Annotated in this window: 14 protein-coding genes, 2 tRNA genes, 3 rRNA genes and 1 pseudogene; all 20 read left to right on the top strand. The window is 36.0% G+C overall.

The features are described 5' to 3' along the window. Positions 1–8 precede the first annotated feature (8 nt). Positions 9–1,364, top strand: a complete 1,356-nt coding sequence (locus ISP02_RS03790) for a UDP-N-acetylmuramoyl-tripeptide--D-alanyl-D-alanine ligase (protein ID WP_195720317.1) — start codon at positions 9–11, stop codon at positions 1,362–1,364. 303 nt (positions 1,365–1,667) lie between these two features. Beyond that, positions 1,668–3,242, top strand: coding sequence for a degradosome RNA helicase CshA (gene cshA, locus ISP02_RS03795; protein ID WP_195720318.1), 1,575 nt, complete (start codon positions 1,668–1,670; stop codon positions 3,240–3,242). 104 nt (positions 3,243–3,346) lie between these two features. After that, entirely contained in the window at positions 3,347–3,883 is a 537-nt protein-coding gene (locus ISP02_RS13195) for a PH domain-containing protein (RefSeq protein ID WP_195720319.1), read from the top strand. Then, positions 3,876–5,369: a PH domain-containing protein gene (locus ISP02_RS03805; protein ID WP_195720320.1), complete on the top strand. Its 1,494-nt coding sequence runs from the start codon at positions 3,876–3,878 to the stop codon at positions 5,367–5,369. The genes ISP02_RS13195 and ISP02_RS03805 overlap by 8 nt, the downstream gene beginning before the upstream one ends. Next, entirely contained in the window at positions 5,362–5,844 is a 483-nt protein-coding gene (locus ISP02_RS03810; RefSeq protein ID WP_195720321.1) for a PH domain-containing protein, read from the top strand. Before ISP02_RS03805 ends, ISP02_RS03810 begins: the two co-directional genes overlap by 8 nt. 28 nt (positions 5,845–5,872) lie before the next feature. After that, a complete protein-coding gene (acpS, locus tag ISP02_RS03815) occupies positions 5,873–6,226 on the top strand; it encodes a holo-ACP synthase (protein WP_195720322.1) in 354 nt (117 codons plus the stop codon). A 104-nt stretch (positions 6,227–6,330) separates the two neighbouring features. Beyond that, positions 6,331–7,479, top strand: a complete 1,149-nt coding sequence (gene alr, locus ISP02_RS03820) for an alanine racemase (protein WP_195720323.1) — start codon at positions 6,331–6,333, stop codon at positions 7,477–7,479. Positions 7,480–7,566: 87 nt separating this feature from the next. Further along, a complete protein-coding gene (gene mazE / locus ISP02_RS03825; protein WP_195720324.1) occupies positions 7,567–7,737 on the top strand; it encodes a type II toxin-antitoxin system antitoxin MazE in 171 nt (56 codons plus the stop codon). Further along, the gene (locus tag ISP02_RS03830; protein WP_061855667.1) at positions 7,734–8,093 is read left to right on the top strand and encodes a type II toxin-antitoxin system PemK/MazF family toxin; all 360 of its coding nucleotides are present in this window, start codon (positions 7,734–7,736) and stop codon (positions 8,091–8,093) included. Before mazE ends, ISP02_RS03830 begins: the two co-directional genes overlap by 4 nt. A 231-nt stretch (positions 8,094–8,324) precedes the next feature. Then, on the top strand, positions 8,325–9,326 hold the full coding sequence (locus tag ISP02_RS03835) for a SpoIIE family protein phosphatase (protein ID WP_195720325.1): 1,002 nt from the start codon (positions 8,325–8,327) through the stop codon (positions 9,324–9,326). An 80-nt stretch (positions 9,327–9,406) separates the two neighbouring features. After that, the gene (locus tag ISP02_RS03840) at positions 9,407–9,733 is read left to right on the top strand and encodes an anti-sigma factor antagonist (RefSeq protein ID WP_195720326.1); all 327 of its coding nucleotides are present in this window, start codon (positions 9,407–9,409) and stop codon (positions 9,731–9,733) included. A gap of 1 nt (position 9,734) precedes the next feature. Beyond that, positions 9,735–10,214 carry an anti-sigma B factor RsbW gene (gene rsbW / locus ISP02_RS03845; RefSeq protein WP_195720327.1) on the top strand — a complete coding sequence of 160 codons (480 nt, stop codon included), beginning with the start codon at positions 9,735–9,737 and terminating at the stop codon, positions 10,212–10,214. After that, positions 10,189–10,959, top strand: coding sequence for an RNA polymerase sigma factor SigB (gene sigB, locus ISP02_RS03850; protein ID WP_195721823.1), 771 nt, complete (start codon positions 10,189–10,191; stop codon positions 10,957–10,959). Before rsbW ends, sigB begins: the two co-directional genes overlap by 26 nt. A gap of 136 nt (positions 10,960–11,095) precedes the next feature. Further along, a complete protein-coding gene (locus tag ISP02_RS03855) occupies positions 11,096–13,246 on the top strand; it encodes a Tex family protein (RefSeq protein ID WP_195720328.1) in 2,151 nt (716 codons plus the stop codon). Then, positions 13,236–13,690, top strand: a pseudogene (locus ISP02_RS03860) (SprT family protein). The gene ISP02_RS03855 and the pseudogene ISP02_RS03860 overlap by 11 nt, the downstream one beginning before the upstream one ends. A 289-nt stretch (positions 13,691–13,979) precedes the next feature. Further along, positions 13,980–14,062 (top strand) — tRNA-Leu (locus tag ISP02_RS03865). Between the two features lie 23 nt (positions 14,063–14,085). Next, positions 14,086–14,159, top strand: a tRNA-Gly gene (locus ISP02_RS03870). A gap of 272 nt (positions 14,160–14,431) precedes the next feature. Continuing rightward, a 16S ribosomal RNA gene (locus ISP02_RS03875) occupies positions 14,432–15,983 on the top strand. Between the two features lie 209 nt (positions 15,984–16,192). After that, positions 16,193–19,115 (top strand): 23S ribosomal RNA (locus tag ISP02_RS03880). A gap of 76 nt (positions 19,116–19,191) precedes the next feature. Beyond that, positions 19,192–19,306, top strand: a 5S ribosomal RNA gene (rrf, locus tag ISP02_RS03885). The 16S, 23S and 5S rRNA genes sit together here with 2 tRNA genes alongside, the layout of an rRNA operon. The last annotated feature ends 114 nt before the right edge of the window (positions 19,307–19,420 follow it).

Below are 19,420 nucleotides of genomic sequence, written 5' to 3' on the forward strand. Positions count from 1 at the left end.
AATAATTTATGATCGAAGTAACATTAAAACAAATACAAGCATGGATTGATTGTGACATTGATAAGCAATTCTTAAATCAGTCTATTACTGGCGTGACGATAGACTCACGACATATAGAGCGCAAAATGTTATTCATTCCTTTTAAAGGAGAAAACGTTGATGGTCATAAGTTTGTGAAACAAGCTTTAAATGATGGTGCAGGCGCAAGCTTTTATCAAAAAGGTGAAGCTATTGATGAATCTATTAACGGTCCAATTATTTGGGTAGATGATATTTTAAGTGCTCTACAACAACTAGCACAAGCTTATTTACGTTACGTAAACCCACAAGTAATTGCAGTTACAGGATCTAATGGCAAAACCACTACTAAAGATATGATTGAAAGTGTGTTAAAGCCTCAATTCAAAGTTAAAAAAACGCGCGGTAATTATAATAATGAAATTGGCATGCCTCTTACAATTTTGCAATTAGACCAAGATACTGAAATTTCCATTCTTGAAATGGGAATGTCTGGATATCATGAAATTGAACTATTATCTAAAATTGCAGAACCCGATATTGCCATAATTACAAATATTGGCGAATCACATATGCAAGATTTAGGCTCACGAGAAGGTATCGCGCAAGCTAAGTTTGAAATTACTTTAGGACTAAAGCAAGGTGGTTTGTTTATTTATGATGGTGATGAACCATTATTAAAATCACATGTAGATAAATTGAAAGATGTAAAATTGACGAGCGTAGGTTTAGATAATAACAATACGTATGTTTGTAAAATAGATGACTTTGCTACAGAAGGTATTGCTTTTTCTATAAATGACACGGAACAATATGCTTTGCCTATACTAGGAACACATAATATGAAAAATGCAGCAATCGCTATAGCAGTAGGAAAAAGATTAAATTTAGATTATGAAACGATATATAATAACTTAAAACAAGTAAAACTCACTGGTATGCGTATGGAACAACATATTAGTGACGAAGGCTTAGTTGTTATAAACGATGCTTATAATGCAAGTCCTACAAGTATGAAAGCGGCAATTGATACTTTATCTAATATGTCGGGACGCAAGATTTTAGTATTAGGCGATGTATTAGAATTAGGGCAAGACAGTAAGTTAATGCATGAAGAAGTCGGCAGTTATTTATCTAATAAAGGTATTAGTTTCTTATTTACTTATGGTAGTGAAGCTGCTTATATTTATGATAAAGGCCAAAATAAAGTAGAACAGGCGAAACATTTCGATGACAAAGTGCAATTAATTAAATATTTAAATGGTATAGTGCAAGTCGAGGACAAAATTTTAATTAAAGGTTCTAGAGGTATGAAGCTAGAAGAAGTCGTAGAAGCCTTAATATAATATTTATCACAACAGAAATATCATTCTGTTGTGATTTTTTATTTATTCATGAATATTATAAATAGTAACCTCAAAAAAATATTTAAGAAATTAGATAGGAAAATAAGAAAGATAATTAACCGCTTACAACCCAACAACTGCAATATTAATTTAAAAAATGAAAGAAGCACTATAATGAATTAATTAAAGTTATGTAATTTTGCTTTATTGCGATTATATTGTTGAGGTGGTACTATTAAGAAGTTGAAGAAACTTAAATGAACATATATGAAGAGAAATATAGAAGTATAAAGGAGAATTATATTGCAAAATTTTAAAGAATTAGGGATATCGGCTAAAACAGTAGAAACCCTAGAATCAATGGGGTTTACAGAAGCCACACCAATTCAAAAAGATAGTATTCCACTTGCTTTAGCAGGTAGAGACGTATTAGGACAAGCTCAAACAGGTACTGGTAAAACAGGAGCTTTTGGCATTCCTTTAATAGAAAAAGTAGTAGGTAAAGAAGGCGTTCAATCGTTAATTTTAGCTCCTACAAGAGAATTAGCTATGCAAGTCGCTGAACAATTAAAAGAGTTTAGTAAAGATCAAAAAGTACAAGTAGTTACTGTATTTGGTGGAATGCCAATCGATCGTCAAATTAAAGCTCTGAAAAAAGGGCCACAAATCGTAGTAGGTACACCAGGGCGTGTGATCGACCACTTAAACCGTCGTACTTTAAAAACTACTGGTATCCACACATTAATATTGGATGAAGCAGATGAAATGATGAACATGGGCTTTATTGATGATATGAGATTTATTATGGATAAAATACCGGCTGAACAACGTCAAACTATGTTGTTTTCAGCTACAATGCCTAAAGCCATCCAAAATTTAGTACAACAATTTATGAATTCACCTGAAATTGTTAAAACGATGGACAACAAAATGTCAAATCCACAAATTGATGAATATTATACGATTGTTAAAGAATTAGAGAAATTTGATACTTTCACTAACTTCTTAGATGTACATCAACCAGAGTTAGCGATTGTCTTCGGTAGAACTAAACGTCGTGTTGATGAATTAACAAGTGCATTGTTATCTAAAGGCTACAAAGCTGAAGGCTTACATGGTGATATTACTCAAGCTAAAAGATTAGAAGTCTTAAAAAAATTCAAAAACGACCAAATTGATATTTTTACTCAAGCTAAAAGATTAGAAGTCTTAAAAAAATTCAAAAACGACCAAATTGATATTTTAGTAGCTACAGACGTTGCTGCACGTGGATTAGATATTTCTGGCGTAAGTCATGTTTATAACTTTGATATTCCACAAGATACAGAAAGTTATACTCATAGAATAGGTCGTACTGGTCGTGCCGGTAAAGAAGGTATTGCGGTTACTTTTGTTAACCCAATTGAAATGGATTATATCCGCCAGATTGAGCAAGCCAATGATCGTCAAATGAATGCTTTACGTCCACCACATCGTAAAGAAGTATTAAAAGCGCGTGAAAATGATATTAAAGAAAAAGTACAAAATTGGATGTCTAAAGACAATGAACCTCGATTACAACGCATCGCTGGTCAACTTTTAGAAGAATACAATGATGTAGAATTAATTGCTTCATTACTACAAGAATTAGTCGAAGCAAACGATGAAGTTGAAGTGCAACTTACATTCGAAAAACCACTAGCAAGAAAAGGACGCCCTGCTAAAGGTCCACGTCGCAATAACAACAACAACAATAATAAACGTGGAAACAAATTCGACAACAAAGGTCGTCGTGGCAAACCGGCGTTTAATAAAAAAGGTAAAAAAGATAGAACTTCAGATAGAAAAGACAACAAAAAGCCGATGAAAGGTCGTACTTTCGCCGAACACCAAAAATAAGGTCTAACTTATCATATATAGCAATTTAAGTTTAATCATCTCACTTATGTGAGGTGATTTTTTTATTAAATAGTTTTGTTATTAATTTTTAGGAGTAGTGAGTGGTGTCTAATGACTATGTTATAATAAAAATCAAAATTCATGCTGAAAGAGTTGAGAAAATGATACGTGATAACATATATTATCGCAGCCCTAAAAAAGTATTGAAATATTATTATTTAACAGAAGGATTATTACTATTAGTTGGTATCATTATAGGAATAGCCCTAATTTTACTAACGCATTATTACAATTGGTGGAATGCAATTCATTATATAGTTATAGTAGGTATGGTTGTTGATGTTTTTTATTTTGTAGTGACACCAGTAATTAAATATAAATTCACTTTTTATAAAATTGAGACAGATTATGTAGCAATTTCAAAGCAATTTTTCTTTAAGAAAACTGAATTGGTAAAATTTGAAAGAACTCAAATAGTTAATAGAAAAAGTAATCCTGTACTAGATATATTAGGTTTAAGTAAAACATCGATACACACTGCAGGTCATGTTGTTAACTTACCATTGATTCAAAACAAGGACGCTGAAACAGTTGAAACTTCGATATTATCATATTTGAGAGGAGCAGATTTTGATGTATAAACCTCAAAAGTTACATCCAATTTCTTATATTTCAGGTATTATAGAAGCGATAAAGCAAAACTTTGTCCTTGTTATCATTTTCTTAGTATTTAATTTAAAAGACTTTGATTTTAAAAATTATACTTCATATATTTATCCAGGCATAGTAGCTATTATCTTTATAGTTTCATTTATTATACATTCATTAAAAGTTTATAAGACAAGATATTGGATTGAAAAAGATCACTTTATATTAACGTCAGGTGTTTTTACCAAACAACGTAAAGAATTAAATATCCGACGTATTCAATCTGTCGACACTACTCAAGGATTAGTCAATCAACTCGTTGGCGGAGTTGTCTTGCAAATAAAAACACCGAGTGATGGTATAGAATTAGATACAGTCTCTAAAAAACAAAGTCAACTTATACAACAAGCCATTAAACAGCAACAGTTGAGCCTACAAGATAATGTAGTAAATGATGAAGTACTTCAGAGCGATAATGACAATAATGTTGAAACTACGAGTAATTCAACGGATCAACTTTATAAATTAAGCTTTAAAAATTTACTATTAATGGCGATGACAAGTGGTGCAATCGGTATAGCTTTTGCTGCTATAATGCCTATTTTAGGTGGTTTTTCAGATATTATCCCATGGAATGCTATTACAAATAAGGTAGAACATATTGCACAAGCGGTTTCTATTATAGTGATAATTATTGTTTTTACTATACTTATATTAAGTTATATTATTGGAACAATCATTACCATAGTACGTTATTTTAATTACACGCTAACTCAAGAGAACAACCAACTTAATATTTCGTATGGATTATTTAAAATTCAAAATATCACTGTTCCTACAGATAGGGTACAAGCAGTTATAGAAAATCAATCTTTTTTACGTAAAATTTTTGGTTATACTGCAATTCATTTTGTAATTACAAGTGATATGGATAGAAATTTGGACGATGAAACTATCGATGGCAAAGTAATGGTTTTACCATTTATTAAACGTAGAGACGCTTTTAATATTATTAAAGGATTAGTTCCTTATTTTGAGTTTAATGAATCCGAAAAAGGTATGCCTTTGAGAAGCTTGCACCGTTACTTTATAAAAGAGTTTTTCGTATTACTAATTATTGGGATTGTTGGAACTTATTTTTGGTCTGCTTGGTCAGTTGTTATTGTGAGTGTTGTGTTATTGTTCTTTATAAGTAATGCAATATTAAATGTGAAATATGCTGGATATAAAGTAAACAATGAAGAAATAGTAGTGCATAATGTTTCGATAATAGGTGTTAAAAATAACTATTTTAAACGAGACAAAATCTTAGGTATGGAAAATACTCAAACACCCTTCCTTAAAAGAAGCAACCTGACAACTTTTAGATACATTATTGCAAAGGCGTCAGGAATGCAAAAGATTGGTTTAAAATATGAAGATTCAAGCACAGTTCAAAGTTTGAAAAAATGGTATTTAAGAGGTGTGTGGCATGAATGATTTTAAGCAGATGGATTTAAATGGTAAAAGAGTCATGGCGCTACGATCAACTATTCTAACTTTTATTATTTTGGCAATAATAGTAATAATACTTATTGTAGATACAATGTGGTTAGATTGGTTAAGTAAGAAGACGATTATGTGGGTTGGTATCATTGGGATAATAGTATTACTACTCAATATACTCATTGGTACTTTAGTAATACCACGTTATCGATTTTTAATATTCAAATATAAATTAGATAATGATAAAATCGTTGTTCATACAGGGTTGTGGTTTATTACTACAAAAAATATACCCTTATTTAGAATACAAAATGTTGATATCCATGAAGGCATCATTATGAGAAAGTATAATTTAGCTAATGTGAACTTATCAACTGCAGCTGGCAACGCTGAAATAAATTTTGTTACGAAACAAGAAGCAGACATAATAAAGCAACATATAAGAGTCGTTACACGAGAATACTTATAAAATTGAAAAGATTGTAGGTCGTTATTATATGATATATGGCATAGGTATTGATTTAATAGAAATTCAACGTATTGAAAGTTTGTATAAAAGACAACAAAAGTTTGTTAATAGAATTTTGTCAGAGCAAGAAATAGAAAAATTTAATACGTTTATTAATACTAAACGTAAAATTGAGTTTTTAGCAGGTAGATTTGCTTGCAAAGAAGCATATAGTAAAGCGCTAGGTACAGGACTCGGAAAGACGGTAGCATTTCATGATATTGATTGTTTTAATGACGATTTAGGTAAACCTTGTATTGAGCATAAAGACTATGTTGTTCATGTGAGTATTACACATACTGAGACCTATGCAATGAGTGAAGTAATATTAGAATATAAATAAAATATAAATTTAAAAGTCAGTTCTTTGGCTAAAAATTTATATTTTTAATAAACTTAAATTAATAAGTGTATAAAAATCAACTTAGGGAAGGTTGGAGATAATGTATGGCGGACAAATATTATCGATCTACATATGTGAACGTAAACCTAAATGAAATTGCGTCAAACTATCAAATTTTTCAAAAATTACATCCTAAAAAAACAGTCATGCCTGTAGTTAAAGCAAATGGCTATGGGTTAGGGAGCATACCAATTGCGAAAAAACTAATGAACATTGGTGTGGAATTTTTTGCCGTTGCAACATTGGACGAAGCGATTGAATTAAGAATGCATGGTGTCAATGCCAAAATATTAGTTTTAGGTGTGATTTCTGTTGAACAAATAAATAAAGCGATTCAGCATCGTGTAGCTTTAACAGTACCTTCACTAAGTTGGTTAAAAACTGCTATTACTCATATTTCAAATGAAAATAAAAAGGAATTATGGTTGCATATCAAATTAGATACTGGCATGGGTAGATTAGGTATAAAGGATAAAGAAGAATATAACAATGCAATTGAAACTATCAACGAGGAACCGAATTTAGTATTCGAAGGCGTTTTCACTCACTTTGCATGTGCTGATGAACCAGGAGACTCAATGAATCAACAACAACAACAATTTGAAGAACTGGTAGAGTCTGCGGATAAACCACAATATATTCATTCTCAAAATTCAGCTGGAGCATTAATGAAAGATACACAATTTTGTAATGCTGTCCGTGTTGGTATTTCATTGTATGGATATTATCCATCATCGTATGTTAAAGAAAATGTTAAAGTTCATCTTAAGCCTAGCGCACAATGGGTAACTGAAATCGTTCAAACTAAAACTTTACAGCCTGGAGATTCAGTTAGTTATGGAAGCATTTATACTGCAACAGAACATACAAGAATAGGTATTTTACCTGTAGGCTATGCAGATGGTTTTGCACGCTTAATGACCGGTGCTTATGTAAATGTTAACGGTACACAATGTCGTATCATCGGAAAAGTATGCATGGACCAAGTAATAATTAAAATTCCTGATCATATAGAAGTTAATGACAAAGTCATTTTGATGGACCATCACTCAGATTCTCCACAAGCAGCTGAAATGTTGGCTATACAACAACAAACGATTAATTATGAAGTGCTTTGTAACTTAAGTAGAAGGTTGCCACGTGTGTATTACGATTCCGGTAGTGTAGAAATACACAATGAATTATTGAAATAGTATAGTCACTGTTTTTAAAATTTGTTATTATTAATGTAATCACAAATCAAATTAAACTATTTTTTAAGTCATACGGAGGTTTTATTCATGTCCAGTTTTAACCAAAGTAGAAACCATAATATAGAACAATCTTTAAAAGAAGGCTATTCTCAAATGGCTGATTTGAATCTCTCCCTTGCAGCAGAAGCTTTTCCCTTTGAATGTGAAGCTTGTGATTGCAATGAAACTTTTCTTAGTTCGAACAATACTAGTGATTGATGCGAAGAGGAGATGTATATCTAGCTGATTTATCGCCAGTTCAAGGGTCTGAACAAGGGGGAGTAAGGCCCGTTGTCATTATACAAAATGATACTGGTAATAAATATAGTCCTACCGTAATTGTCGCGGCGATTACTGGTAGGATTAATAAAGCTAAAATTCCGACTCATGTAGAAATAGAAAAGAAAAAGTATAAACTTGATAAGGATTCGGTTATACTTCTTGAACAAATTAGAACATTAGATAAAAAGAGACTAAAAGAAAAATTAACGTATTTATCAGAAGACAAAATGAAAGAAGTCAATAATGCGCTTGATATTAGTTTAGGATTACATAATGTTAGAAATCACAAATAAATCCCTTTTATAAAGTTAAATGGTATAAATCAAACCGATTTTATGAGTAGCCATTATTGTTCTGTTAATTTCACTTAAAAAGGGTCTATGTAATGAGGCTTTAGGAAATCCTAAAGCTTTTTTAATATTTAAGAGTCTCTTGTTCACTATTTATTTTTAATTAATTAACTATATGCTTATTACCTGAATTTATCATCATAATAAATTAAGTTTAAGAGGAGGTTTAATAGCATGGAAGAATTTAAAAAAATGTATAGACATCTTATAGATTTAAGTCTAACAACATCTGGTAGACAGGAACTAGCTGAGGAATGTAGTTCTTATATTGATGAAGTTGTAAATAAAGATATTTTACCAGAAGAAATCGTTGAAATTCACAAAGAATATATTACCATGCTAGATTTAAACCAAACAGAAATTTTGGGTTCTTTAGAAGTTTTAGAAGAAATTGTTAAAGGTTTTGGTTATAATTATAGAGATTATCAACGTCTCGTTGACCGTATGCAATATCATGACAAAGAAATAGATTTAGCCTCTAGGTTACAACAAACAATGTTGAAAACCGATATTCCTCAATTTGATAGTATTCAAATAGGTGTTATTTCTGTTGCTGCACAAAAAGTAAGTGGAGATTACTTCAATTTAATCGATCATAAAGATGGTACGATGAGTTTTGCTGTAGCTGATGTGATAGGTAAAGGAATACCTGCTGCGCTAGCAATGAGTATGATTAAGTTCGGAATGGACTCATATGGTCATTCACAACTTCCGAGTGATGGTTTAAAAAGATTAAATCGAGTTGTCGAAAAAAATGTTAATCAAAATATGTTTGTAACTATGTTTTATGGGTTATATGAAGAGATGAATCATTTATTATATTGTAGCTCGGCTGGACATGAGCCTGGATATATCTATAGAGCAGAGTCACAAGAATTTGAAGAAATAGATGTGCGAGGACGTGTGTTAGGCGTTAGCCAACTTACAAGATATAAGCAACAAGAGATACCGGTTTATTTAGATGACTTAGTAATAATATTTACCGATGGCGTTACTGAAGTTCGCGACCAAGAAGGAACATTTTTAGATAAAAGTTACTTATTAAATATGATTCACAAATATAAACATATGCATCCCCAAGATATTGTGCAATTATTGTACGAAGCTATTTTAAAAATACAAAATCCCAAGAAACGCGACGATTTAACAATTTTAATTATTAAACGAGTCAATTAATAGTGAATAACTTTGGGTTAGTGAATGTAAACTAAGGGTATACAGAGAACAAAATAAGACATTTTTAGGAGTGTAGCATAATGAATCTTAATATTGAAAAAGTAACTCATGAACAACATTATGAGATTAAAGTTGGCGGAGAATTAGATGTATATACAGTACCTGAACTAGAAGAGGTTTTAGTGCCGCTAAGACAAGAAGGCACTCATGATATACATGTTAATTTAGAGAATGTGAGTTATATGGATTCCACTGGTTTGGGTTTATTCGTAGGTACGTTAAAAGCCTTAAATCAAAATGATAAAGAACTATATATATTCGGTGCTTCTGATCGTATTAGCCGTTTGTTTGATATAACAGGGTTAAAAGATTTAATGCATGTTAATGAAGGAACGGAGGTTGAATAACATGCAAAGTAAACAAGACTATATTGAAATGCGTCTACCAGCTTCTGCAGAATACGTGAGTTTAATAAGATTAACTTTATCTGGTGTGTTTTCTAGAGCGGGTGCATCTTATGATGATATAGAAGATTCTAAGATAGCTGTCAGTGAAGCAGTTACTAATGCTGTTAAACATGCATATAAAGATGGTGCTGAAACAGGTATGATTAATCTTTGTTTTGAAATTTTTGATGACAAAATTAGAATTGTAATTTCAGACCAAGGCGAAAGCTTTGATTACGAAAAAACAAAAGAACAACTTGGACCATATCAAGAAAATGAAAATATTGACTTTCTTAGAGAAGGTGGTTTAGGCTTATTCTTAATTGAATCATTAATGGACGAAGTTACCGTCGATAAAAATCCAGGGGTAACTATTAGTATGACAAAGTATATAAAAAAAGAGCAGGTGCGAAATGATGACGAAAGAGTCGAAATCGGTTAATGACGTATCACCTGAACAGATCAACAAATGGATACAAGAGCATCAAAACAACGAAAATACTGATGCTCAAGATAGGTTAGTTAAACATTATCGTAAACTCATAGAATCATTAGCTTACAAATATTCCAAAGGTCAGTCTCATCACGAAGATTTAGTTCAGGTGGGTATGGTTGGTTTAATTGGAGCAATAAACCGTTTTGATTTATCCTTTGATAGAAAATTCGAAGCTTTTTTAGTGCCTACAGTAATTGGAGAAATAAAACGTTATCTCCGTGATAAAACTTGGAGCGTTCATGTTCCTAGAAGAATTAAAGAAATAGGGCCACGCATAAAAAAGGTCAGTGACGAATTAACCAATGAATTAGAACGCTCACCTTCTATTGATGAAATAGCTCAAAGATTAGAAGTAAGTGATGAAGAAGTGCTCGAAGCAATGGAAATGAGCCAAAGTTATAATGCACTTAGTGTAGATCATTCAATTGAAGCAGATAAAGATGGATCAACGGTTACTTTATTAGACATCATGGGCAAACAAGATTCTAATTATGATTTAACGGAAAAGCGTATGATATTAGAAAAAATATTACCCATTTTATCTGAAAGAGAACGAGAGATCATTCAATGTACATTTATTGAAGGATTAAGTCAAAAAGAAACAGGGGAACGCATTGGATTAAGTCAAATGCATGTTTCTCGCCTCCAAAGAACAGCAATAAAAAAATTACAAGATGCAGCAAAGAAATAATGAAAACTCCTTTCTTAATTTACAATGTAGATTAGTGAAAGGGGTTTTTCTATGACGATGTGGAACGTACATATTATAGATTTATATGATATGTTAAAATATATAATTAAGATATAGACATAAGGTGGAGGACAGTATGGATAATAATTTAATTCAATCGATTCATCAAAAATTTAATTTCACTACAAAACAAATAACATCAGTGTTGCAATTGTTAGAAGATAAAAATACGGTTCCTTTTATAGCAAGATATAGAAAAGAACAAACTGGTGGTCTAGACGAAGTTCAGATTAAACAAATTAATGATGAGTATCAATATAAGGTCAATTTGTTAAAAAGAAAAGAAGAAGTCATTAATAATATTGAAGAACAAGGTTTATTGACAGATGAATTAAAGCAAGAGATTTTAAATCAAACTAAATTACAAAGAGTCGAAGATTTATATAGGCCATTTAAACAAAAGAAAAAGACACGAGCAACTGAGGCAAAGCGTAAAGGTCTAGAACCATTAGCCCATTGGATACAAAATCCTACGCAAGAAGACTTGGAAATTACCGCAAAGCAATATATTTCCGAAGAGGTTCCTTCTGTTGAAGACGCTATTAAAGGAGCACAAGATATAATTGCAGAACAAATATCTGACAATCCCAAATATCGTAGTAAAATACTAAAAGATACATATCATAATGGTAATATTACTTCACGAAAAAGAAAAAATGCCGAAGATGAAAAAGCAATATTTGAAATGTACTATGACTTTAGTGAACCAATTAAACGCATCGCAAATCATAGAGTCTTAGCAATGAATCGTGGTGAGAAAGAAAAAATAGTCAGCATTAAACTAGATATGGAGCATGCAAACTTACATAAATTCATCTATCAACAAGAAGTGAAAAAAAGTAATAAAGTAGATTATCTTATAGACGAAGCTATTCAAGATAGTTTGAAAAGATTAATCATGCCATCTATTGAACGTGAGATTAGAGGTGATTTAACAGAAAGAGCTGAAAATCATGCGATTGATGTTTTCAGTGAAAATTTAAACAACTTATTATTACAACCACCATTAAAAGGCAAACAAATTTTAGGTGTGGACCCAGCTTTCAGAACAGGTTGTAAATTAGCAGTTATTAATCCATTTGGTACATTTATAGCTAAAGGTGTCATATACCCACATCCACCAGTTAATAAAAAACAACAAGCAGAAACTACGATGTTACAGTTTATCAATGATTACGATATTGAATTAATTGCTATTGGTAATGGTACGGCAAGCAGAGAAACTGAACAGTTTACTGCTAATTTAATTCAACAACATAAATTAAATGTTCAATTTATCATTGTAAATGAAGCAGGGGCTTCGGTTTATTCTGCTTCAGAAGTGGCACGCGCAGAGTTTCCAGATTTTCAAGTTGAGGAAAGAAGCGCGGTATCTATTGGGCGTAGAGTACAAGACCCTCTAAGTGAATTAGTGAAGATTGACCCTAAATCGATTGGAGTAGGCCAATACCAACATGATGTAAATCAAAAGTTTTTAGAAGGTGCCCTTACTTTCGTTGTTGAAAAAGCAGTTAACCAAGTAGGAGTTGATGTTAATACAGCATCGAAATCTTTATTACAATACGTTTCAGGCTTATCAGGCACCATTGCAGATAATATTATTAAATATCGAGAAGAGCATGGTTTGATAAAACATAATAAAGAAATAGCGAGTGTTAAACGATTAGGGGCTAAGACTTTTGAACAAAGTATTGGTTTTCTACGTATTACCAATGGTGAAGAACCATTGGATAATACTTCAATCCATCCTGAAAGTTATGGAGTAACTTATAAACTATTAGAAGAAATTGGCTTTGATGTATCCCAGCTAGGTACTCAAGAATTGAAAGCAAGATTAAATGAAATAGACCAGCAAGACGTTGCATCTAGACTTAATGTTGGGTTACCTACATTAGAAGATATAGTGAAATCATTGATAGCACCTAATCGTGACCCAAGAGATAACTTTGATACACCAATTCTTAAATCTGATGTTCTTTCAATAGACGATTTAAATCAAGGAATGAAATTAAGTGGCACCGTTAGAAATGTAGTCGATTTTGGAGCATTCGTTGATATTGGAGTAAAACAAGATGGTTTAGTGCATGTGTCTAAATTATCAAAACGCTTCGTTAAAAATCCAATGGAAATTGTAAGTGTAGGAGATATAGTAGACGTTTGGATAATTGGTATTGATGAAAACAAAGGGAAAGTATCATTATCAATGGTTGATCCGAATGAACAATGATGAATTACAATCATTAGTAGAAGAGTTATCATTAACTCACTTTAATAAAACGTTCAATCATGAAGCCTATTTTAATTTGAGACTTAGAACTACTGGTGGAAGATATTTATTAGACACTCATAATATAGAAATAAATTTCAAACAATACGAGAAATTTGGTATAGATGCTATTAAAGATATTATTAAACATGAACTATGTCACTATCATTTACATTTACAAGGCAAAGGATACAAACATATAGATAGAGACTTTAAGATATTGAGTTCTGCTGTAAAGGCCCCGCGTTATTGTACGCCAACTAAAAATTATGAAGAACGGGCAAATTACTTATATCAATGTACGAATTGTGGTAAGCAATTTATGAGGATAAAAAAAGTGAATACAAAAAAATGGCATGCGGTATGTGTAAAGGTAAGTTAGAGTTAATAAAAAAATTGAAATAAATACAAAAGATCTTCCTGTTTTACGGAGGATCTTTTTATATTATATATAAATTTACCACTCAATGTGTAATATAGTAATTTTAAAGAAAAATATTATTAATAAATCATTTTAAAAACATTGACGTTTAAGGGAGTCATATCGTATGATAATAAATGTCGAAAAAACAGAGCGATTTACGAAAAAGTAGAATTGCTTATTACAAAAATTTAATCAACAAAGTTATTGACATAAACATTTAATTACAGTATAATTAATAATGTTCTAAATTGATAACTTCCGTTTTGCCAAGCGGTCGTGGCGGAATGGCAGACGCGCTAGGTTGAGGGCCTAGTGGGAGAAATCCCGTGGAGGTTCAAGTCCTCTCGACCGCATCAAAAACATTAATTATATATTTGCGGGTGTAGTTTAATGGCAAAACCTCAGCCTTCCAAGCTGATGTTGTGGGTTCGATTCCCATCACCCGCTCCATTTAGAAATTTTATGAACATTGAAAACTGAATTGCAATATGTCAACGTTAATTCCAAACGCAACGATATAATCGTTGGTTTAAACGTGTTAGAGATAACACACAAATTAGTATTTTATGAGCTAATCAAACATCATAATTTTTATGAACATTGAAAACTGAATTGCAATATGTCAACGTTAATTCCAAACGCAACGATATAATCGTTGGTTTAAACGTGTTAGAGATAACACACAAATTAGTATTTTATGAGCTAATCAAACATCATAATTTTTTATGGAGAGTTTGATCCTGGCTCAGGATGAACGCTGGCGGCGTGCCTAATACATGCAAGTCGAGCGAACAGATAAGGAGCTTGCTCCTTTGACGTTAGCGGCGGACGGGTGAGTAACACGTGGGTAACCTACCTATAAGACTGGAATAACTTCGGGAAACCGAAGCTAATGCCGGATAACATGTAGAACCGCATGGTTCTACAGTGAAAGATGGTTTTGCTATCACTTATAGATGGACCCGCGCCGTATTAGCTAGTTGGTAAGGTAACGGCTTACCAAGGCAACGATACGTAGCCGACCTGAGAGGGTGATCGGCCACACTGGAACTGAGACACGGTCCAGACTCCTACGGGAGGCAGCAGTAGGGAATCTTCCGCAATGGGCGAAAGCCTGACGGAGCAACGCCGCGTGAGTGATGAAGGTCTTCGGATCGTAAAGCTCTGTTATTAGGGAAGAACATGTGCGTAAGTAACTGTGCGCATCTTGACGGTACCTAATCAGAAAGCCACGGCTAACTACGTGCCAGCAGCCGCGGTAATACGTAGGTGGCAAGCGTTATCCGGAATTATTGGGCGTAAAGCGCGCGTAGGCGGTTTCTTAAGTCTGATGTGAAAGCCCACGGCTCAACCGTGGAGGGTCATTGGAAACTGGGAGACTTGAGTGCAGAAGAGGAAAGTGGAATTCCATGTGTAGCGGTGAAATGCGCAGAGATATGGAGGAACACCAGTGGCGAAGGCGACTTTCTGGTCTGTAACTGACGCTGATGTGCGAAAGCGTGGGGATCAAACAGGATTAGATACCCTGGTAGTCCACGCCGTAAACGATGAGTGCTAAGTGTTAGGGGGTTTCCGCCCCTTAGTGCTGCAGCTAACGCATTAAGCACTCCGCCTGGGGAGTACGACCGCAAGGTTGAAACTCAAAGGAATTGACGGGGACCCGCACAAGCGGTGGAGCATGTGGTTTAATTCGAAGCAACGCGAAGAACCTTACCAAATCTTGACATCCTTTGACCACTCTGGAGACAGAGTTTTCCCCTTCGGGGGACAAAGTGACAGGTGGTGCATGGTTGTCGTCAGCTCGTGTCGTGAGATGTTGGGTTAAGTCCCGCAACGAGCGCAACCCTTAAGCTTAGTTGCCATCATTAAGTTGGGCACTCTAAGTTGACTGCCGGTGACAAACCGGAGGAAGGTGGGGATGACGTCAAATCATCATGCCCCTTATGATTTGGGCTACACACGTGCTACAATGGACAATACAAAGGGCAGCTAAACCGCGAGGTCATGCAAATCCCATAAAGTTGTTCTCAGTTCGGATTGTAGTCTGCAACTCGACTACATGAAGCTGGAATCGCTAGTAATCGTAGATCAGCATGCTACGGTGAATACGTTCCCGGGTCTTGTACACACCGCCCGTCACACCACGAGAGTTTGTAACACCCGAAGCCGGTGGAGTAACCATTATGGAGCTAGCCGTCGAAGGTGGGACAAATGATTGGGGTGAAGTCGTAACAAGGTAGCCGTATCGGAAGGTGCGGCTGGATCACCTCCTTTCTAAGGATATATTCGGAACATCTTCTAATTGTACATTGAAAACTAGATAAGTAAGTAAAAATAGATTTTACCAAGCAAAACCGAGTGAATTAGAGTTTTTAAAAGCTTGAATTCAAACTAAAATAATCGCTAGTGTTCGAAAGAACACTCACAGATTAATAACATTTTGGGTTTTGAGTTAAACATTGCGTTTGACTTAAAAACAAAAAGATTAAGTTATTAAGGGCGCACGGTGGATGCCTTGGCACTAGAAGCCGAAGAAGGACGTTACTAACGACGATATGCTTTGGGGAGCTGTAAGTAAGCGTTGATCCAGAGATTTCCGAATGGGGAAACCCTACACGAGTCATGTCGTGTAATCAACATGTGAATACATAGCATGTTTGAAGGCATACCCGGAGAACTGAAACATCTTAGTACCCGGAGGAAGAGAAAGAAAAATCGATTCCCTGAGTAGCGGCGAGCGAAACGGGAACAGCCCAAACCAACAAGCTTGCTTGTTGGGGTTGTAGGACACTCTATACGGAGTTACAAAAGTTATTGTTAGACGAAGCATCTGGAAAGATGCATCAAAGAAGGTAATAATCCTGTAGTCGAAAACGATAGCACTCTTGAGTGGATCCTGAGTACGACGGAGCACGTGAAATTCCGTCGGAATCTGGGAGGACCATCTCCCAAGGCTAAATACTCTCTAGTGACCGATAGTGAACCAGTACCGTGAGGGAAAGGTGAAAAGTACCCCGGAAGGGGAGTGAAAGAGAACTTGAAACCGTGTGCTTACAAGTAGTCAGAGCCCGTTAATGGGTGATGGCGTGCCTTTTGTAGAATGAACCGGCGAGTTACGATTTGATGCAAGGTTAAGCAGGAAATGTGGAGCCGTAGCGAAAGCGAGTCTGAATAGGGCGTTGAGTATTTGGTCGTAGACCCGAAACCAGGTGATCTACCCATGACCAGGTTGAAGTTCAGGTAACACTGAATGGAGGACCGAACCGACTTACGTTGAAAAGTGAGCGGATGAGTTGTGGGTAGCGGAGAAATTCCAATCGAACCTGGAGATAGCTGGTTCTCTCCGAAATAGCTTTAGGGCTAGCCTCAAGTGATGATTATTGGAGGTAGAGCACTGTTTGGACGAGGGGCCCTTATCGGGTTACCGAATTCAGACAAACTCCGAATGCCAATCAATTTAACTTGGGAGTCAGAACATGGGTGATAAGGTCCGTGTTCGAAAGGGAAACAGCCCAGACCACCAGCTAAGGTCCCAAAATATATGTTAAGTGGAAAAGGATGTGGCGTTGCCCAGACAACTAGGATGTTGGCTTAGAAGCAGCCATCATTTAAAGAGTGCGTAATAGCTCACTAGTCGAGTGACACTGCGCCGAAAATGTACCGGGGCTAAACATATTACCGAAGCTGTGGATTGTCCGTAGGACAATGGTAGGAGAGCGTTCTAAGGGCGTTGAAGCATGATCGCAAGGACATGTGGAGCGCTTAGAAGTGAGAATGCCGGTGTGAGTAGCGAAAGACGGGTGAGAATCCCGTCCACCGATTGACTAAGGTTTCCAGAGGAAGGCTCGTCCGCTCTGGGTTAGTCGGGACCTAAGCTGAGGCCGATAGGCGTAGGCGATGGATAACAGGTTGATATTCCTGTACCACCTAAATTCGTTTTAAGCGATGGGGGGACGCAGTAGGATAGGCGAAGCGTGCTGTTGGAGTGCACGTCCAAGCAGTAAGACTGAGTGTTAGGCAAATCCGGCACTCATAAGGTCAAGCTGTGATGGGGAGAGGAAATTGTTTCCTCGAGTCGTTGATTTCACACTGCCAAGAAAAGCCTCTAGCTAGAATATTAGGTGCCCGTACCGCAAACCGACACAGGTAGTCAAGATGAGAATTCTAAGGTGAGCGAGCGAACTCTCGTTAAGGAACTCGGCAAAATGACCCCGTAACTTCGGGAGAAGGGGTGCTCTCTAGGGTTAACGCCCGGGAGAGCCGCAGTGAATAGGCCCAAGCGACTGTTTATCAAAAACACAGGTCTCTGCTAAACCGTAAGGTGATGTATAGGGGCTGACGCCTGCCCGGTGCTGGAAGGTTAAGAGGAGTGGTTAGCTTCTGCGAAGCTACGAATCGAAGCCCCAGTAAACGGCGGCCGTAACTATAACGGTCCTAAGGTAGCGAAATTCCTTGTCGGGTAAGTTCCGACCCGCACGAAAGGCGTAACGATTTGGGCACTGTCTCAACGAGAGACTCGGTGAAATCATAGTACCTGTGAAGATGCAGGTTACCCGCGACAGGACGGAAAGACCCCGTGGAGCTTTACTGCAGTCTGATATTGAAATTCGGCACAGTTTGTACAGGATAGGTAGGAGCCTTAGAAACGTGAACGCTAGTTTACGTGGAGGCGTTGGTGGGATACTACCCTCGCTGTGTTGGATTTCTAACCCGCACCATTTAGCATGGTGGGAGACAGTGTCAGATGGGCAGTTTGACTGGGGCGGTCGCCTCCTAAAGAGTAACGGAGGCGCTCAAAGGTTCCCTCAGAATGGTTGGAAATCATTCACAGAGTGTAAAGGCATAAGGGAGCTTGACTGCGAGACTTACAAGTCGAGCAGGGTCGAAAGACGGACTTAGTGATCCGGTGGTTCCGCATGGAAGGGCCATCGCTCAACGGATAAAAGCTACCCCGGGGATAACAGGCTTATCTCCCCCAAGAGTTCACATCGACGGGGAGGTTTGGCACCTCGATGTCGGCTCATCGCATCCTGGGGCTGTAGTCGGTCCCAAGGGTTGGGCTGTTCGCCCATTAAAGCGGTACGCGAGCTGGGTTCAGAACGTCGTGAGACAGTTCGGTCCCTATCCGTCGTGGGCGTAGGAAATTTGAGAGGAGCTGTCCTTAGTACGAGAGGACCGGGATGGACATACCTCTGGTGTACCAGTTGTCGTGCCAACGGCATCGCTGGGTAGCTATGTATGGACGGGATAAGTGCTGAAAGCATCTAAGCATGAAGCCCCCCTCAAGATGAGATTTCCCAACTTCGGTTATAAGATCCCTCAAAGATGATGAGGTTAATAGGTTCGAGGTGGAAGCATGGCGACATGTGGAGCTGACGAATACTAATCGATCGAAGACTTAATCAATTTTTAAATGTTTTGATTGGTTAATTTATATTTACTTACTATCTAGTTTTGAATGTATAAATGTTATACATCATTGTCTGGTGACAATGGCAAGGAGGTCACACCTGTTCCCATGCCGAACACAGAAGTTAAGCTCCTTAGCGCCGATGGTAGTCGGATTTACATCCCGCTAGAGTAGGACGTTGCCAGGCAATCAAGAGACCTAAAGGTCTCTTTTTTTATGCCCAATAAGGAGCTTAACTTCTCAAAATAATCTTTGAAACACTATAAGACCGCAGGTCTGTTTATACAAAATGTAAATAAAA

The organism is Staphylococcus durrellii, from assembly GCF_015594545.1.
Lineage (GTDB): Bacteria > Bacillota > Bacilli > Staphylococcales > Staphylococcaceae > Staphylococcus > Staphylococcus durrellii.

Coding starts and splice junctions, on each gene's coding strand:
- ISP02_RS03810 (WP_195720321.1), top strand. CDS start 5,362: ATGAATGATTTTAAGCAGATGGATTTAAATGGTAAAAGAGTCATGGCG.
- rsbW (WP_195720327.1), top strand. CDS start 9,735: ATGCAAAGTAAACAAGACTATATTGAAATGCGTCTACCAGCTTCTGCA.
- ISP02_RS03840 (WP_195720326.1), top strand. CDS start 9,407: ATGAATCTTAATATTGAAAAAGTAACTCATGAACAACATTATGAGATT.
- mazE (WP_195720324.1), top strand. CDS start 7,567: ATGTCCAGTTTTAACCAAAGTAGAAACCATAATATAGAACAATCTTTA.
- ISP02_RS03805 (WP_195720320.1), top strand. CDS start 3,876: ATGTATAAACCTCAAAAGTTACATCCAATTTCTTATATTTCAGGTATT.
- alr (WP_195720323.1), top strand. CDS start 6,331: ATGGCGGACAAATATTATCGATCTACATATGTGAACGTAAACCTAAAT.
- sigB (WP_195721823.1), top strand. CDS start 10,189: ATGACGAAAGAGTCGAAATCGGTTAATGACGTATCACCTGAACAGATC.
- acpS (WP_195720322.1), top strand. CDS start 5,873: ATGATATATGGCATAGGTATTGATTTAATAGAAATTCAACGTATTGAA.
- ISP02_RS03790 (WP_195720317.1), top strand. CDS start 9: ATGATCGAAGTAACATTAAAACAAATACAAGCATGGATTGATTGTGAC.
- ISP02_RS03855 (WP_195720328.1), top strand. CDS start 11,096: ATGGATAATAATTTAATTCAATCGATTCATCAAAAATTTAATTTCACT.
- ISP02_RS03835 (WP_195720325.1), top strand. CDS start 8,325: ATGGAAGAATTTAAAAAAATGTATAGACATCTTATAGATTTAAGTCTA.